The sequence below is a fragment of the Desertimonas flava genome (assembly GCF_003426815.1).
In the GTDB taxonomy this organism is placed as follows: Bacteria; Actinomycetota; Acidimicrobiia; order Acidimicrobiales; family Ilumatobacteraceae; genus Desertimonas; species Desertimonas flava.
Genome location: NZ_QKYK01000003.1, coordinates 185,881 through 199,787, shown reverse-complemented (window position 1 = coordinate 199,787; position 13,907 = coordinate 185,881). Strand labels below are relative to the sequence as shown.

The window sequence follows — 13,907 nt, the reverse complement described above, 5'->3', positions numbered from 1 at the left end:
GCTCGAACCGGCCCTCGGCTCGGACGGCGTCGGTCGGTATCACCCGTCTCACAGCGCAGACTCGATCTGGTCGGCGAGCCGGTGGGCGAGTGGCGGCGCGATCGGGACGAACGCCTTGTGCCCCCACCGGTTCGCTTCGACGTAGGCGTGGTCCAGGCCGCCGCTGTCGAGCTCGACGATGTGCAGCCAGGCGGCGTCGCCGCCGCCGGCGAGCATGTACTGGTGGTGCCGCAACGTCTCGGTGGCGTAGATGTCGGCTTCTTCGATGCCGTCGGCGTCCAGGTCGGTCACCACGCTGCGAGCGAAGCTGATCGCTTCGGCGTCGGCCGGAAGCGTGCCCGGGGCCGGTGCGGCGACGTGCCCGTCGGCGATCAGCTGCCGCTCGATCCAGGCGGCGATGTTGTCGTTGCCGTAGTCGGGGTCGTCGGACTCGTCGTGGGCGCACAGGGCGTAGGCGATCGAGCCGAGCAGCGTGCGGCCGCTCATGACGCCGCCAGGCCTTCGACGATCCGCTTGGCGTGGTACTCGGCGGCGTTCGACGTCTGGCGTTGCCAGCGGTTCACGCTGGGCGCCCACCGGAACCCGGCCGACTTCAACGCTCGGCGTGTGTCGTCGTCAGGCTTGCCTGGGAAGGCGATCCAGATCCGGTTCAACTCCTTGTCCTCACCCCAGCTGACGTCGCCGTTCGAGCCTCCTTCGATCGCTGGCGCCGCGGCCTTCGCTTCGAGCTCGGCGATGCGCAGCCGGATCCGGCGGGTCTCGGCATTGCCGTTCGACAGCGCGTACGACGGGAACCCGATCCGGCCGCAGAAGTCCGGTTCGAGCAGCTTGCGGGCGACGTCCTCGTCGAGGCCGTCGTAGCCGAGCGCGACCATCGCGGCGACCTGCGCGTCGGCGCCCTTCTTGGCGCTGCGGCGGATCGCACCGTTCACGGCCTTCATGAACTCCTGGCGGCGATCCAGCTTGGCGAGCTTCGCCTGCAGCTTCGCCACCGCGTTCTCGTCGTCGGACGAGATGCCGGCGGTGCCGACCGCGGCAGCGCGCTGCTCGAGCGCCTTGGCCTCGTCGAGCCTGCGGAACGCTCGGCCGGTGCGCTCGCGCAGCTTCTCGCGGCGCCGTGCGTCGCTGGCTCCCATGATCGGCTGGCCGAACGGGATGGCGTCGTACTCGGCGTGCACCGTGGCGAGTCGCTGTTCGGCGTCGGCCCGGGTCGCCGCGGCGCGGTCCTCGAGGCGTTGGCGTCGGGCGTCGAGCCGGTCTTGGTAGGCGCCCATCAGCGGCCTGCCTGCAGGGCTTCGAGGAACGCGACGGTCGGGACCGTGGTGCGGGTGCCGAAGAACTCGCCGTCGTGGTAGCTGGCCGTCATGTTCGTGATCCCGGTCAGTTCCGTCGAGCCGGCGACGGCGTCACGCTTCCGGGAGTACGGGCCGACGGTGGCGGGCTGTTCGGTGCCGTCGTCGAGGACGTACACGACGGGAGCGAACCACGAGACGGCGAACGGCTGATTTCGCTTCTCGGGTGGGCCGTTGGGGCGGCGGGCGACGATCGGTCGGTCGGTGCGGTCGGTCATGACACCCACCCGTCGTTCAGCGCGTACCAGCGTTCCTCAGCATTCATCGACGCGAGGGCAACATGCGGGGTGGCGTTCATCAGCTGGATCGCCGCGATCGACGCCAGCGTGCACGCCTCCCGGACCTTCGGGTCGGTCGGGTGGGCATCGAGCGGCGAGTGCATGTGGTCGAGCGGGCCGGACCAGTCGCACGGCTCGTCTTCGACGTTCCAGCGGGCCCAGGTCGACGCCACCTGCCAGGCGGCGTAGACGGTGTCGCCGTCGGGTTCGACCGAGGTGACGCCGCGCATGAATTTGTCGATCGCCCGTGCCCGGGCGTCTTGGTGCGGTTGCAGCATGTGGGTTCCTTTCGGGCCCCCGGGGCTTCCCTCCCCGGGGGCTGTGGTTGGTGGATGGTTGGTCAGCTGCCGAACGCGGCGCTGTGGAGGGCGTCGGCGACCGGCTGGTTGATGGTGCGCAGCATCCCGAGCAGCTGCTGCAGGTGCTCGATGGCGTCAGCGCGACGGGCGAGCAACGCTTCGATGTCGACGGCGTCCCTGCCGGGCTGGGCGAACACGTTGGCGTGCAGGTTGTTGGCGATGGCGAGCCTGATGCGGCTGGCGATCGCTTGGAGCTCGTCGGCCTTGTGCGTCAGCTGCTCTTCGATGCGCTGGCGGGCCTTGAACCCTTCCATGACGATCTCGACGATCGAGGGGTCGATCCCGTGCTCGTCGACCAGTTGCCGTCCGAGCGTGTACGGCTTGGTGATGTCGAAGGCGAGCGTCGTGTCCATCGTTGGGTTCCTTTCTCTCCCGCCGGCTTCCCTTCCGGTGGGGTGGAGTTGTTGACCCCTCTAACCGTAGTCTAGACGGCTACAGTTGTCAAGGGGTGCGGCGAGAAAAGCGCCTGGTCAGGCCGTCACGCGGCCCCGAGCGGCGTGCAGGACGGGTTCGATCTCCGTCCAGGTGTGCCCGGCCTTGCGTGCCGCCGCGACGGCATCGTCGATCTGCTCGTCGGTCGCATCCGGGTGGCGGGCCACTCGGGCGAGGGCGACGAGGGCTGGCCCGTCGATCGTCAGGATCGCTGGGTCGCCCGCCTCGATGCGGGCCTTCGACCGTGCGACCATCGCGTCGAGCTCGCCGCTCTCGGCCATCTCGTCGATCTCGGCTTGCGTGTATCGCTTCATGGTGTCGGCGGGTGCGCCACCCGCAGGGCGTGAACGATGACGTCGACGTCATCGGATCTCGTCAGAAACGCTATCTCAAGGTCGTTGCCGGCGAGGTCGGTGCCGTAGCGCCAGCAGAGCTCGTCGTCGTCATCCCAGCGCTCGAGGTGGAAGTTGCGGTAGCAGTTCCAGATGTCGTCGTCGGAGAGGCCGTGCTTGCGGGCGCTCGACGTGATGAAGGCGTCCACGACGATCTCCTTTCGTGGGCGGACGCGAGACGGGCGGTCCGTGCTGCTGAGTGGCGCACGGACCGCCCGTTCACGGGCAGGGCGGGCGTGGCTAGGAGGGCTGGCGGCGCAGGCGGGTCAGGCCGATCGCGAGTGCGCCGGCGATCAGGGCGATGCCCGCGATGCCGACGAGCACGACGGTGCCGGTACCGGTGGCGGGCAGTTCGCCCGCGGGCGCCGGATCTGCGGGCGGCGTGTTGCCCGGGTCGGTCGGTGTCGGTGCGGGGAGCGGCTCGCTGGGTGCGGTCGTGTTCGGCCCGGCGCCGGAGGTTGCCGTCGTGGGCGGTCCCGCGGGCGGTTCGGTCGTGTCGATCGGGTCCGTCGGCTCGGGGTCCGTCGCGGGAGGATCGGTCTCGGGAGGGTTGGTCGCCGGGGGATCGGTCGCCGGGGGATCGGTGGCCGGCGGGTCGGTCGGCGGCGGGTCGGTGGCCGGCGGGTCGGTGGGCGGCGTGCAGTCGTCGGCAACGAGGCTGTAGGTGACACCGTTGATCGTGATCGCGGTCTCGTCGCCGGGCAGCTGCGACCCGTAGCCGGTCGTACCGGCCGGCATGTAGTACTGGCCGCCGTCGATGAAGAAGACGACGTCGGTGATCGCGGTGATCGACCAGTCGTCGCAGTCGACGTCGAGGTCGAACTCGTAGACCGGGGCTGGCGGGTCGGTGGCGGGAGGATCTGTCTCGGGCGGATCTGTCTCGGGCGGGTCGGTGACGGGCGGGACCGCTGTGGTCGTCGTCAAGACGGGGCCACCACACCCCTCGGTCACACCCGAACGCGACACGTCGTGTGCGTTGCCGGGCGGGTCGATCGAGTACGACCAGGTGTTGTCGCCGGCGTAGTTGAACGGGAACCGAGCGTTGAAGTTCGGACCGGACACCGCCCACTCGGTCGTCTCACCGTTCACGGTGGCCGACAGCAGGATCGGCGACTCCCAGTAGGCGGAGCCGGTGACGGACAGGCCTGAGCAGTCGACGCTCGAGTCGTTCGTGTGGGCGGACGCTACGCCGGCGGTGACGGCGAGCGGGATGGCGGTCGCGATGGCCGCGGCCGCGAGTGTTCGACGGAGTCTCACGTTGGTTCCTTTCGATGCCCCCGGGCTTCCCTTCCCGGGGGTGGTGTTGGTTGACCTCTACTACTGTAGTCTATTGGGCGACAGTTGGCAAGGTGTGTCGGGAAGTATTTCGACGGTAAAGACCCGGGGTGACGTCACCCGTCGAAGCGCGCGGCGAGCGCATCGCGGCGCTGCCGGCGCGGGCCCGGACCGAGCCGTGCCGCCAGTGCCGCACGACGCTCCGCAGCCAGACGGTTCACCACCGGGCCGGCCTGAGCGACGAACGACGCGAACTCGGCACGCAGATCGGCGAGCTCGCGCTGCAGCTGTCCGACCGTCGTGTTCCGCACCATCCCCGCGGCGACGAGGGCGAGCACTTCGCCCGTGTCGACGTCGAGATGCATCGCCGGGACGCCAGGCTTCGCCCAGTCATCGCCGGCCGCGGACGCGACCATCGGCAGCACGAACCCGGACACGTTGACCGCGACGAGGCCGACGCACTCGAGGCCGCCGCCGATCGGCCGCCAGTCCGGCGAGATGTCCGACCCGCGCAGTGCCCGAACCTGTTCCGGGGTGGCGTCCGGCCGGACCGCGCCCGCGACGTAGATGCCGAACGCCGTCTCGTACACAGCGACGTCGGCGACCGCGCAGCCGGTGTGGGCGTAGAACGCCTGGGCGTCCGACGCGTTCATCTTGAGCGACGGATGCACCGTGTCCATGATCAGCGGGCCGGTGGCAACCAGCGTGCCCTCGGCGGTCAACGTCTGCTTGTTGCAGAAGTACCGGTAGCCGGACTTCGAGCGGGGAGCACGCCGGCCGACACCGATGTGGAACGAGTCCCAGTCGGTGGCGAACCCGTACACCTGACCTTCGCGAGACACGCGGATGCCGTCCGGGGCCGGGCTGTCGGGCAGCTGGAACCAGGCCAGCGGGGGAGCGACCGGGCCCGCGGCCGAGGCGACGAGCGCGGCGTGGTGCGGCCACGGCGTGAACACCCGGGCCGACGCACCTTCGAACGCCGGGCCCGCGGCGGCGACGAGGCCTTCGGCGAGCACGTCGTCGTCGAACAGGCCGTCGTCGCCGAGCGACCGGAGCCAGATGACGGCCTCCTGGAACGCCGGGAACACGCACGCGGTGGCGCCCATGATCCGGCCCGACGTGAGGTTCATCGTGCCCTGACCCATCATGGCGGCGAGCTCGTCGAGCGGTTCGCCGTCGTCGCCGACCAGGCTGGCCTGCGTCGAGTCCAGGTCGACGGAGACGCCGCGCAGCATCTCCTTGTCCATCAGGTCGTACAGGCGGCTGCCGGCCTCGGAGGCCAGGTCGAGGATGCCGCCGCCCCACACCTCGCCGTTGTCGCGCCGTTCAATCCAGTCGATGCGGCCGGCAAGCTCGGAGCCCTTCGCCACGGTGTCGGGTCCATGGGTGGCTTCGAACAGCACCATCAGCGGCAACGGCAGATCACGCCACGTCAACGCGCCGGGCTCGATCCGCCGGCGGTCACCGGACATGGGGCCTTCGACGACGAGGACGCCTTCCCACGCGGCCGTCTCGGCGGCGAGAGCGGCCACCTCCACCTCAACCTCGGGCTCGGTGTCGGCCTCGACGGGCGGAGCCGTGTCCGCGGGGGTGGCGGCGAGCGCCGTCGAGCGGATCAGGCGGAACGACGTGCCGGCGGGCGCGGCAACGGTCATCGTGGTGGTCATGGCTTCCTCCCGGATCGATGCAGCGGCTGCTGCGGGTGCTTGGGCGGGCTGGGCGGCGAGCTCGTGCTCGACGACGGGGGCGGCGCCTTCGATCAGGCCGACACGGTCGAAAGTGATGTCGGTGCCGGCGAGCGACAGGACCGAGGCGATGAACGGGGCCGGGTCGTCGGGGTAGCCGAGCGTCAGGTGGGCGATGAACGACGGGAACTGGTCGGGCATGGCGATGCCGGCGGCGTCGATCGCCGAGCCGATGTCGTCGTGGAACCGTTCGAGCGTCTCGGACTGCAGGAACGCGACGACCGCGCCCTGGTCGCCGAGCGTGCCGACACCGGACACCTCGGCACTGATCTGCCCGTAACTGGCGGCGACGTCGTCGACGACGTCACCGAGCAGCTGGTAGTCGACTTCGACGCCGTCGTCGGTGTCGCCGAGGTAGGCGATCGTGACGTGCAGCTGGTCAGCTGGATCGCCGCCGTCGACGGCCAGCGCGTCGGGATCCGACGGTAGGAGCGCGACGATCGGCATGACTACCAGTATGGCCGCTACACATCATGATGCGTGGGACGTGCGACGGTTGTGCCGTCTCTTCGCCGGTCGCCGGGGTACAGGTAGCGCAGCTGGCAGCGGCACCCCATCACCTCGTTCGAGGGGGCCGACGGGTCGTGGGGGCCGTCCATCATTGAGACACCGACCTGGAACTGTTCGCCGATCAGCACGGTCTGTGAGTCCGCCATCGAATGCGTCGGACGGGTCCGAGAGTCCATGACGGCGATCCATTCCTTCTCGACCGCGCCGGCCGGGCCCATGACTCGTTGGCCGGTGATCACACCGCGGCTGCCCGCCGTGTACGCCTCCATCCAGCCGACCGACTCGCCGCGGGTGCGGGCGAACCGGTGAATCGCCTCGACCGCTCCGCCCGGGACTTCGACGCCCAGGTCGAGGCTGCCGTAGCCGGCGGTCTGTGCACGCACCAGGGCCGACATGTCCCTGCCGATCCTGTTCAGCAGTACGGCGCGCTGGTCGGCGTGCACGAGCCCCAGGCGGCCCAACTCGATGCCCCACACGTCGACGAGTGGCGTGTCGATGCGACCGAAGCCGATCTGGCCGGCCTGCGAGAACAGCACGGCGAGCGTCGGAGCCAGATTCGACGTGACGTAGGTCGACCAACTCGACGACACCGCCGACACCGACGCAGCGGTCGCTACCGGCGACGCCGCGGCCGCGTTGAACGCCTCGTTGACCATGTCGCCCATCACATCGGACACCGCGGCGGCCAGCTTGGCAGCCACCGTGTCGAGCCAGTCGGTCATCTCGGTGACGTTCAGCGACGACGGCGCCTCGACGCCGAGGTCGACCATCACCCCACTCCGGCGTGAGCCAACGCGTCGATCACGAGACGGTGCGGCACGCGCAGCCCGTTGCCGTTCGGCGACAGCTGCGTGTGCAGCCGGTCGCTGACGAGCCGATCGAGGGCGGAGCACAGGTTCGACGACGCCAACGCAGCGATGTCGTCGGCCGCCAGTCCGTCGCGGCCGCGCTGCTCGAGGTACGAGCGGACCCAGCCGCGCACCTTCAACCCGACCGTGTCCCAGGCGCCGGCGAGCAGCTGTCCGGCATTCAAGCCGAGCTCGCCGAGATCAGCGGGGGCGACGACGGTGAGGACGCGGCCCTTGTCGACCGTCGCGATGCGGTCCTTGATCGACAGGTTCTTGCGGGCCTTCGACACGACCCGTGACGCCGCCGTGTCGATCGCCCGGTCCACCGCGGCGTCCGCGGCGGTGGCGACTCGTTCGATCAGCATCGACATGCCGGGGATCCGTTCGGCCTCTTCCTGCGACTGCTGCTCGGGGGGCTGCATCCCGGACACGTCGTCGGGCCCGTCGAGGTCCGGTCGGGTCGGGTTCGACGGGTTGCCGATGATCTGCTGCGGGGTCACCTTCGACCAGTCGACGTCGTCGAGACCGACGAGCGGGCCGAGCGCCGGGCCCAGCTGGACGGGCGCCTTCTCGAGCAGACGCCACGCCATCCGCCGCTTGAGCTCGTCGGGGTCGGGTGCGTCGGACTCGTCGAAACCGTTCGACGATCGCAGTGACGAGTCGGACAACTGCAACTCGGTGTGCAGCAGGCGGGCGTTCGCGGCCTCGTCGGAGCGGGCCATGATCTTCGACGTGTCGAACACGACACGGAACCGCAGCGCGTCGTCCTCCGACATCGCTTCGAACGTCTCGAGCATGGGTCGCAGGTAGGCGACGGTCACGAAGTCGGCGACGAGCGACCCGGTGGGGGCGACGTGCTTCATCACGAACTCGTTGTCGATGTTCCACGTCCCCCAGTGGTTCACCTGCGACTTGCCTTCGAGGTAGGCCGGGTCGATGTCCATGCCGGTCGCCAACCGGCTGAGGGCTTCCTTGCGAAGCTCCTGGGCCCACGTGTCGAGGTTGCGGGCGATCTCGATGAGACCGACCTTGTCCTTCATCTCGGCGGGACCGCGGAGGATCAGCGGCACCAGCGATGCGACGGAGGTGCGGTCCTCGACTGGCGCCTTGAGGTGCTCTTCGAGGTCCTTGAGGAACGGTTCGATCGAGTTCTCGTCGTAGCCCTCGTCGTCGGCGTCGAGCACCTCGTCGGACTCGTCGTCGACGGCGAACGACAACTCTTCGGGCACGTACAAGATGCCCGCGGCGAGCCGGCTTCGGGCGATTGCCGAGACCATCTGCGTGAGCGTCAGCACCTCCGAGCAGATGCCGAGCACGCGGCGCATCGGCGAATCTGCCAGATCGGAGAACCGAGGATGGCTGCGGTAGAGGCGGGCGATGTAGGCGTCCTGGTCGAGGTCTTCGCCCTGGCTGATGCCGTCACGCTTGCGGCGCGGCTTCGCGTTGCCCCGCGTGATGACGAGCTCTTCGGACGACAGGAACTCCCACCAGATTCCCGTCGAGATGCCAAGTTCCTTGGTCGGCGACCCGACGAGCATCGTCTCGCCGGCGATGTCGAGGTGCAGGAACGCGCGGCGGATCAGTTCGGACTGGCCGCCGTGCGGCGACACGAACGCCTTCATCACCCGGGCGGCTCGGACGTCCTCTGAGTCCTTCCAGTCGTCGGCGTCGGCGTCGTACTCCTGCAGGACGAGTTCGCAGTCGGCGGCCGAGTTCGCCTTGAGGTTGTTGACGTAGCCGACCTCTCCGATCTCGTCGGAGTACATGTACGCCTCGGGCTGCCAGCCGTCGAGCGTGTTGCGCGGCTTGACGCCGTCTTTGACTTGGCGGGTCGCCGCGGTCGATGACGTGGCGTGGGCCCGGTTCGGCTGGGTCATGGCGAACGAGCCGTGGCGTTCGGGCTTGCGGTTGAACAGGCGGCGTTGCTTCGCTGCCTTCGTGCTCGCCGGGGCCATAGCCTCACAGACTAGGCGCGCATCATCATGTTCCAGAGGTATTCAATCGGTGTGGTCGTCGATCATCTGGCGGAACGACGTGATCGTCGACTGCACGCCGGCGCCGGCCCAACCGTCGATGCACCGCTCGAGCAGCCACCAGCCCTTGCGGCGTGCGGCGACCAGCGCGGCGAACGTGACGAGCGCCAGCCAGAACCCGCAGCAGTACTGGCATCGCACAAGCTGCACCAGCTTCTCGCGGCGCGCCACCTGGGCGTCGGACGCTTCGATGTCGATCGACCACACCTCCAGCCGGTCACGCAACGGCTTCGTGATCGAATCGGTGGCGACGGCGCGGGCGGCTCGGTGCGCGGCGAACCCGACGGTGACGAGGTCTCGCAGCTTCACGAGTGGTCCTTCCCCGCCGTCCACGGGTCGTTGCGGACGTCGTCGCGGTCCCGCATCGTCCAGTCGTAGTCGAACAGGTGGTTGTGGCTGTTGCCGGCCAGATCGTAGCGGGCCGTCGAGAACGACACCTTCACGAACGACCGCCAGCCGCCGTCGTCGGGAATGATCGGCGTTGCGTGGACGACGTACTGGTCGAGGCGGTACAGGCGGCCGGGTTCGGCGGCGCCGGTTGTTCGGGCCTGGGTCTCGAACTGGTGCATCGACTCGATGTGGTCGCCGGAGATGTCGTCGAAGTCGTGGACGGCCCAGCGGGTGCCCCACCGGTCGCACCACACGTAGTTGATGTCGTCGGTGCCGAACCCGTCGGTGTGCCAGCCCGGTCGGTTGATCGGGTTGTCCGGTGTCGCCCAACCGCGCCGGCAGGTCAGGTAGACGTAATGGTCGCGCACCGCTCGCAACCCGCCATCGTCGTAGCAGCCGAAGAAATCGTGGGTGGCGGCGTCGACGAGGGGCTCGAGGAACCGGACGTTGTCGGGATACCTGAACCCGTATGTGCCGGCCATCTTCACCGGTAAATACATCCAGTGCATGAGCTCGACGAACTCGACTGCGACGGGGCCGACGTCGACAGGGGGTTGACCGTAGCGGGTGTCGCTCATCGGTCGATCGTGCGCCGCTGGGGTGACATCGCGAGCGCCGGCAGGGCCGTTGGTCCTCGGCCCTGCCGGCTGGCCGCCGTCAGCCCGGTGGTGGAATGGCCGACAGCTGTTGCCGCCTAGATTACGCGCTCATCGAGATGGTGCCGGCAGGGTGACGTTGTGGCGTACTCCCCGCCGGCGACGAAAGGCTAGACCAGCCACTGGACCAGTGTTTTCGGCCTCTGGATCGTGGCGACAGAATCGATGATCGCCCTGGTCACAGTGCCGGCGGGGCCGTGGTGTGGGCAAACCAGCCCCGCCGGCCCCTCAAACCCTATGCGGTCAGGGTGCCAGTTCTCTCTCCGCCCACGCCTCGGCCTCGTGGACCCAGAAGAACGAGCCGCTGTCTACCGGCAGCCAGCCGTGCTCGTCATCGCGGACCGTCACCTGCACGCCGTGCGGCCACACTCCACCGGCAGCGTCCGTGTGCTCACCAGGCTGGATGCGCACGTCCGGGAAGCCGGCGTGGACGAACACCGTCGCGCCGTCCAAATCGTCGGCGGCCTCGGGCCGCCAATGCACCTTCGCCATATCGGCGACGGTACTCCCTGATCAGCCGTCGGCGGACGGGTGGCTGTCGAGGCGGGCGCGCAGATGCGGTGGCAGCTTCGACCGGTCGATCAACATTCTTGCTGGCCGGGTGGCGTCGAGCCGGCCCGACGAACACCACTGCAGATACCGTTCGGCGAGCTCTCGATCGTCGACGGCCACGAAGCTGATGGCGACACGGCAGGCGTCCATGCGGTCGCGCGCAACGGCGTGCGGGACGAGATGGGCCGCCGCTACGTGGGCGGCTCGGGCTCGGACGCCGAGCTCGAGCATCAGCTTGCCGGCGACGTCGCCGACAGCGGCAGCCAGGCTGGCGCGCAGTTCGTCGACGACGCGTTGCTGGGCTTCGACGTCGGGGAACCGGAATGCCTCGGCCGCTTCAAACATCTCGTAGGTCATCGGGTCCATCCTGACGTTTCGAGGTGACGGCGGGTGATGACATGCTCCCAGGCGACGGCGTGGATGCCGAGCTCATGCCCGATCACCTCCAGGTTGCGGGCGTGGTGCGACTCGGGGACCGGGACCGTGGAGGCGACGAGGCGGAGTGCCACAGCTTCGAACCAGTCGTTGATCGAGGCCGGCTCGACCCACGGAGCGAACGGCTCTTCCGGTCGGATCACCGGGACGTCGTCGAACGCGTCGATCCGCGCGAGCGCGGCCAGCCCGGCCGGGCCGAGCCAGCGGACCATCGCCAGCGAGAAGCGGATCTCGAACCGCCACGGCGTGCAGTCACGCTCCCGCATGTGGCCCAGCTGCAGCGCGGCCGTCGAGTACAACGCTGCAGGAAGTTCGATGCCGTCGGGGGCGATCGGCCGGACGTTGAACAACCCGTGACCGTTGACGAGCGTGGTCTCGACGATCATCGCCTGGCTCCGCACGCCGCGCACTGCTGGCCGCCGGCGGTGAGCCACGCCCAGGCGTGGGCCCCCCGTGCGCACGGATCCAGGTTCGGCTGGGGCGGTGCGTGGATGACGATGGTCACCTTGGTCGGCTCGCCTTGATCGCTCACGCTGGCACCTGGTCGCCGACGATCACGTCGAGGTCGGGCCACGGCGCCTCTGCTACAGGACACATCGTGACCGCGGCGAGCCGCCAGTCGCCGCGCAACTCGTGCATGTCTCCGACGATCACCCATTCACCGCCCTCGGCATCGAGACACGGGACGAGGCCGTCCCAGGCCGGGGTCGTGAACCAGCGAATCGCGGCGAGCCCGTCGGGCATGGCCGCCACCGCGGTGATGACACCGACCTGCTCGGTCCCGTGCAGGATCGGAACAGGCACGTCGACGATCGGCGGAACGGTCACCAGCCGGTTGTCGACCGTCGGGGTGCCGATCCGGGCAACGATCGGGAACTCGACAGGCCAGCAGCCCGCGGGGACGTCACTCATGTTTGGCTCCTTCCAGTACGGCCGCGCGGACGGCGGCCTCTTCGGCCTTGTGTGCTTCGGCGATCGCTTGCCGGTACGGCTCGACGACCGCGAGCCCGGCTGCGGCCAGCGCGGCGCCGATCGACGCACCCACCGACTCGCCGACCTTTCGGGCCACGTCGGCGAGAGCGCTACTCACGCCGGGCACGGCGAGCAGGCCGAGCCCGTGAATCACGCAGTCCTTGCGGCGGATCGTGGCAATCGTCCCGTCAGAGAGTTCGAGACCCTTGCAGCTGCAGATCACAACGGCACCTGCCGAACCATGTAGAGGCCGTCGTCGTCGGACCAGCCGACGCCGTGCCCTCCGAGCAGGGCTGGGACGTCAACGAGGCATAGGCACACGTCCAGCGGCTCGACGGGCATCCCGTCGAGCTCGTCGGCGAGCTCGACGAGAGCGGCGTCGGAGAGGGGTAGGCCGGCGGCTGCGAGCTCCCTGGGGGAGTGCAGCCACCGGCCATCCGGCAGGGCGATCGTTGCGCACATCAGCGGCGACCCTTGCGGCGACGCCGGTTGCGGTCGTCCTTGCCCTTCAAGTTCAGGATCTGGTGCAGCGTGTGCTCGACGGTGACGAGGTCGGCCTGGTTCGCCATCACCTCGTCGATGTCCTTGTACGAGCCGGGATGCTCGTCGACCAGGTCCGCGGCCTCGCCGGCGCCGTTCCACGCCTTGCCGGCCATCGCTTCGATCAACGAGTCGGCCGTGAACGTCGCGAACGCCTTCGCCCGCGACATGCGACGCCCGGCGCCGTGAGAGCACGAGTCGTAGCTGGCCGGGTTGCCGAGACCGGACACGATGTACGAAGCCGCGCCCATCGAGCCGGGGATCACACCACGGTCACCCGTCCGGGCCCGGATCGCTCCCTTGCGGGTCAGCCACACGTTCCGGCCGCGGTGGTGCTCGCGTTCGGTGAAGTTGTGGTGGCAGTTGATGACGTCCTCGATCACGACGCCACGGCCGAGGAAGTCGTCGAATGCTTCGTGCGCGGCCATCAGCATCTGCTCGCGGTTCCGCATCGCGTACCGCTGGGCCCACAGCATGTCGCCGATGTAGTCGGCGAACTCCGGCGTCCCTTCGGCCAGGTAGGCGAGGTCGGGGTCGGGCAGGTCGATGAAGTACGACTTCATCAGGCCCTTCGCCTTGTCGATGTGGACCTCGGCGAGTTCTTTGCCGACGCCGCGGCTACCGGAGTGCAGGACGATCCACACCCGGTCGAGCTCGTCCAAGCACACCTCGACGAAGTGGTTGCCGCCACCGAGCGTGCCCATCTGATGCTGCGCCTTGTCGAACAGGCGATGCGTGAGAGCGACCGACGCGCCGTTGGTCGGCGGGATGGAGCGACCGTCGTCGTGCTGCTGGCCGGCACCGTGCGGGATCCCTTCGCCGATCATGGCGTGCAGCCGATCGAGATCGTCGGGCAGATCGTGCGAGGTGAGGTCGGTGCGCGCGGCGATCATGCCGCAGCCGATGTCGACACCGACCGCAGCCGGCACGATCGCACCCTCGGTCGGGATGACGGAGCCGACGGTGGCACCCATCCCCCAGTGGGCGTCGGGCATCAACGCGACGTGGCCCGCGAGGAACGGCAGCTTCGACGTGTTGACAGCCTGGTCGCGGGCGGAGTCTTCGAGGTCGGGCGCCCACGACAGGAGACGGGGGTTCAGCTGGATTGGCATTTCGGATTCCTTTCAGATGGTGTCGG

General features: G+C 69.0%; 21 protein-coding genes. All 21 read right to left on the bottom strand.

Annotation, left to right across the window (positions count from 1 at the left end; translation table 11 throughout):
* Positions 1 to 48 precede the first annotated feature (48 nt).
* On the bottom strand, positions 49 to 486 hold the full coding sequence (locus DN771_RS05725; RefSeq protein ID WP_116996388.1) for a hypothetical protein: 438 nt from the start codon (positions 484 to 486) through the stop codon (positions 49 to 51).
* Positions 483 to 1,274 (bottom strand): DUF3560 domain-containing protein, encoded by a 792-nt coding sequence (locus DN771_RS05720; protein ID WP_116996387.1) that lies wholly within the window; start codon positions 1,272 to 1,274, stop codon positions 483 to 485. Before DN771_RS05720 ends, DN771_RS05725 begins: the two co-directional genes overlap by 4 nt.
* Positions 1,274 to 1,570: a hypothetical protein gene (locus DN771_RS05715; protein ID WP_116996386.1), complete on the bottom strand. Its 297-nt coding sequence runs from the start codon at positions 1,568 to 1,570 to the stop codon at positions 1,274 to 1,276. The genes DN771_RS05720 and DN771_RS05715 overlap by 1 nt, the downstream gene beginning before the upstream one ends.
* The gene (locus DN771_RS05710; protein ID WP_116996385.1) at positions 1,567 to 1,908 is read right to left on the bottom strand and encodes a hypothetical protein; all 342 of its coding nucleotides are present in this window, start codon (positions 1,906 to 1,908) and stop codon (positions 1,567 to 1,569) included. The genes DN771_RS05715 and DN771_RS05710 overlap by 4 nt, the downstream gene beginning before the upstream one ends.
* Before the next feature lie 62 nt (positions 1,909 to 1,970).
* Complete coding sequence (locus DN771_RS05705) at positions 1,971 to 2,342, bottom strand: hypothetical protein (protein WP_116996384.1); 372 nt, start codon at positions 2,340 to 2,342, stop codon at positions 1,971 to 1,973.
* 117 nt (positions 2,343 to 2,459) lie between these two features.
* Positions 2,460 to 2,735 carry a hypothetical protein gene (locus DN771_RS05700; RefSeq protein WP_116996383.1) on the bottom strand — a complete coding sequence of 92 codons (276 nt, stop codon included), beginning with the start codon at positions 2,733 to 2,735 and terminating at the stop codon, positions 2,460 to 2,462.
* Entirely contained in the window at positions 2,732 to 2,962 is a 231-nt protein-coding gene (locus tag DN771_RS05695; protein ID WP_116996382.1) for a hypothetical protein, read from the bottom strand. Before DN771_RS05695 ends, DN771_RS05700 begins: the two co-directional genes overlap by 4 nt.
* A gap of 91 nt (positions 2,963 to 3,053) precedes the next feature.
* The gene (locus tag DN771_RS30665) at positions 3,054 to 4,070 is read right to left on the bottom strand and encodes an LPXTG cell wall anchor domain-containing protein (RefSeq protein ID WP_116996381.1); all 1,017 of its coding nucleotides are present in this window, start codon (positions 4,068 to 4,070) and stop codon (positions 3,054 to 3,056) included.
* A gap of 134 nt (positions 4,071 to 4,204) precedes the next feature.
* On the bottom strand, positions 4,205 to 6,280 hold the full coding sequence (locus DN771_RS05685) for a 2'-5' RNA ligase family protein (RefSeq protein ID WP_116996380.1): 2,076 nt from the start codon (positions 6,278 to 6,280) through the stop codon (positions 4,205 to 4,207).
* A gap of 17 nt (positions 6,281 to 6,297) precedes the next feature.
* Positions 6,298 to 7,113, bottom strand: a complete 816-nt coding sequence (locus DN771_RS05680) for a structural protein (protein WP_116996379.1) — start codon at positions 7,111 to 7,113, stop codon at positions 6,298 to 6,300.
* Positions 7,113 to 9,146, bottom strand: a complete 2,034-nt coding sequence (locus DN771_RS05675) for a hypothetical protein (protein WP_116996378.1) — start codon at positions 9,144 to 9,146, stop codon at positions 7,113 to 7,115. The genes DN771_RS05680 and DN771_RS05675 overlap by 1 nt, the downstream gene beginning before the upstream one ends.
* Before the next feature lie 42 nt (positions 9,147 to 9,188).
* Positions 9,189 to 9,533: a DUF1360 domain-containing protein gene (locus DN771_RS29300; protein WP_162941590.1), complete on the bottom strand. Its 345-nt coding sequence runs from the start codon at positions 9,531 to 9,533 to the stop codon at positions 9,189 to 9,191.
* Positions 9,530 to 10,192: a hypothetical protein gene (locus tag DN771_RS29295; protein WP_162941589.1), complete on the bottom strand. Its 663-nt coding sequence runs from the start codon at positions 10,190 to 10,192 to the stop codon at positions 9,530 to 9,532. The genes DN771_RS29300 and DN771_RS29295 overlap by 4 nt, the downstream gene beginning before the upstream one ends.
* 321 nt (positions 10,193 to 10,513) lie before the next feature.
* On the bottom strand, positions 10,514 to 10,762 hold the full coding sequence (locus DN771_RS05665; protein ID WP_116996376.1) for a hypothetical protein: 249 nt from the start codon (positions 10,760 to 10,762) through the stop codon (positions 10,514 to 10,516).
* A gap of 21 nt (positions 10,763 to 10,783) precedes the next feature.
* The gene (locus DN771_RS05660; protein WP_162941588.1) at positions 10,784 to 11,179 is read right to left on the bottom strand and encodes a hypothetical protein; all 396 of its coding nucleotides are present in this window, start codon (positions 11,177 to 11,179) and stop codon (positions 10,784 to 10,786) included.
* On the bottom strand, positions 11,176 to 11,643 hold the full coding sequence (locus DN771_RS05655) for a hypothetical protein (protein ID WP_162941587.1): 468 nt from the start codon (positions 11,641 to 11,643) through the stop codon (positions 11,176 to 11,178). Before DN771_RS05655 ends, DN771_RS05660 begins: the two co-directional genes overlap by 4 nt.
* A complete protein-coding gene (locus tag DN771_RS29290; protein ID WP_162941586.1) occupies positions 11,640 to 11,789 on the bottom strand; it encodes a hypothetical protein in 150 nt (49 codons plus the stop codon). Before DN771_RS29290 ends, DN771_RS05655 begins: the two co-directional genes overlap by 4 nt.
* On the bottom strand, positions 11,786 to 12,169 hold the full coding sequence (locus DN771_RS05650; RefSeq protein WP_116996373.1) for a hypothetical protein: 384 nt from the start codon (positions 12,167 to 12,169) through the stop codon (positions 11,786 to 11,788). Before DN771_RS05650 ends, DN771_RS29290 begins: the two co-directional genes overlap by 4 nt.
* Positions 12,162 to 12,383 (bottom strand): hypothetical protein, encoded by a 222-nt coding sequence (locus tag DN771_RS05645; RefSeq protein ID WP_162941585.1) that lies wholly within the window; start codon positions 12,381 to 12,383, stop codon positions 12,162 to 12,164. Before DN771_RS05645 ends, DN771_RS05650 begins: the two co-directional genes overlap by 8 nt.
* Positions 12,384 to 12,448: 65 nt before the next feature.
* Entirely contained in the window at positions 12,449 to 12,691 is a 243-nt protein-coding gene (locus tag DN771_RS05640) for a hypothetical protein (RefSeq protein WP_116996371.1), read from the bottom strand.
* The gene (locus DN771_RS05635; RefSeq protein ID WP_116996370.1) at positions 12,691 to 13,881 is read right to left on the bottom strand and encodes an RtcB family protein; all 1,191 of its coding nucleotides are present in this window, start codon (positions 13,879 to 13,881) and stop codon (positions 12,691 to 12,693) included. Before DN771_RS05635 ends, DN771_RS05640 begins: the two co-directional genes overlap by 1 nt.
* Between the last annotated feature and the right edge of the window lie 26 nt (positions 13,882 to 13,907).

Excerpts from the sequence above, each read along its gene's own strand:
- DN771_RS05700 (WP_116996383.1), bottom strand. The coding sequence starts at position 2,735 with ATGAAGCGATACACGCAAGCCGAGATCGACGAGATGGCCGAGAGCGGC.
- DN771_RS05710 (WP_116996385.1), bottom strand. The coding sequence starts at position 1,908 with ATGCTGCAACCGCACCAAGACGCCCGGGCACGGGCGATCGACAAATTC.
- DN771_RS05660 (WP_162941588.1), bottom strand. The coding sequence starts at position 11,179 with ATGACCTACGAGATGTTTGAAGCGGCCGAGGCATTCCGGTTCCCCGAC.
- DN771_RS05640 (WP_116996371.1), bottom strand. The coding sequence starts at position 12,691 with ATGTGCGCAACGATCGCCCTGCCGGATGGCCGGTGGCTGCACTCCCCC.
- DN771_RS05685 (WP_116996380.1), bottom strand. The coding sequence starts at position 6,280 with ATGCCGATCGTCGCGCTCCTACCGTCGGATCCCGACGCGCTGGCCGTC.
- DN771_RS05725 (WP_116996388.1), bottom strand. The coding sequence starts at position 486 with ATGAGCGGCCGCACGCTGCTCGGCTCGATCGCCTACGCCCTGTGCGCC.
- DN771_RS05655 (WP_162941587.1), bottom strand. The coding sequence starts at position 11,643 with ATGATCGTCGAGACCACGCTCGTCAACGGTCACGGGTTGTTCAACGTC.
- DN771_RS05635 (WP_116996370.1), bottom strand. The coding sequence starts at position 13,881 with ATGCCAATCCAGCTGAACCCCCGTCTCCTGTCGTGGGCGCCCGACCTC.
- DN771_RS05680 (WP_116996379.1), bottom strand. The coding sequence starts at position 7,113 with ATGGTCGACCTCGGCGTCGAGGCGCCGTCGTCGCTGAACGTCACCGAG.
- DN771_RS05675 (WP_116996378.1), bottom strand. The coding sequence starts at position 9,146 with ATGGCCCCGGCGAGCACGAAGGCAGCGAAGCAACGCCGCCTGTTCAAC.
- DN771_RS05650 (WP_116996373.1), bottom strand. The coding sequence starts at position 12,169 with ATGAGTGACGTCCCCGCGGGCTGCTGGCCTGTCGAGTTCCCGATCGTT.
- DN771_RS29295 (WP_162941589.1), bottom strand. The coding sequence starts at position 10,192 with ATGAGCGACACCCGCTACGGTCAACCCCCTGTCGACGTCGGCCCCGTC.
- DN771_RS05715 (WP_116996386.1), bottom strand. The coding sequence starts at position 1,570 with ATGACCGACCGCACCGACCGACCGATCGTCGCCCGCCGCCCCAACGGC.
- DN771_RS05720 (WP_116996387.1), bottom strand. The coding sequence starts at position 1,274 with ATGGGCGCCTACCAAGACCGGCTCGACGCCCGACGCCAACGCCTCGAG.
- DN771_RS05665 (WP_116996376.1), bottom strand. The coding sequence starts at position 10,762 with ATGGCGAAGGTGCATTGGCGGCCCGAGGCCGCCGACGATTTGGACGGC.
- DN771_RS05705 (WP_116996384.1), bottom strand. The coding sequence starts at position 2,342 with ATGGACACGACGCTCGCCTTCGACATCACCAAGCCGTACACGCTCGGA.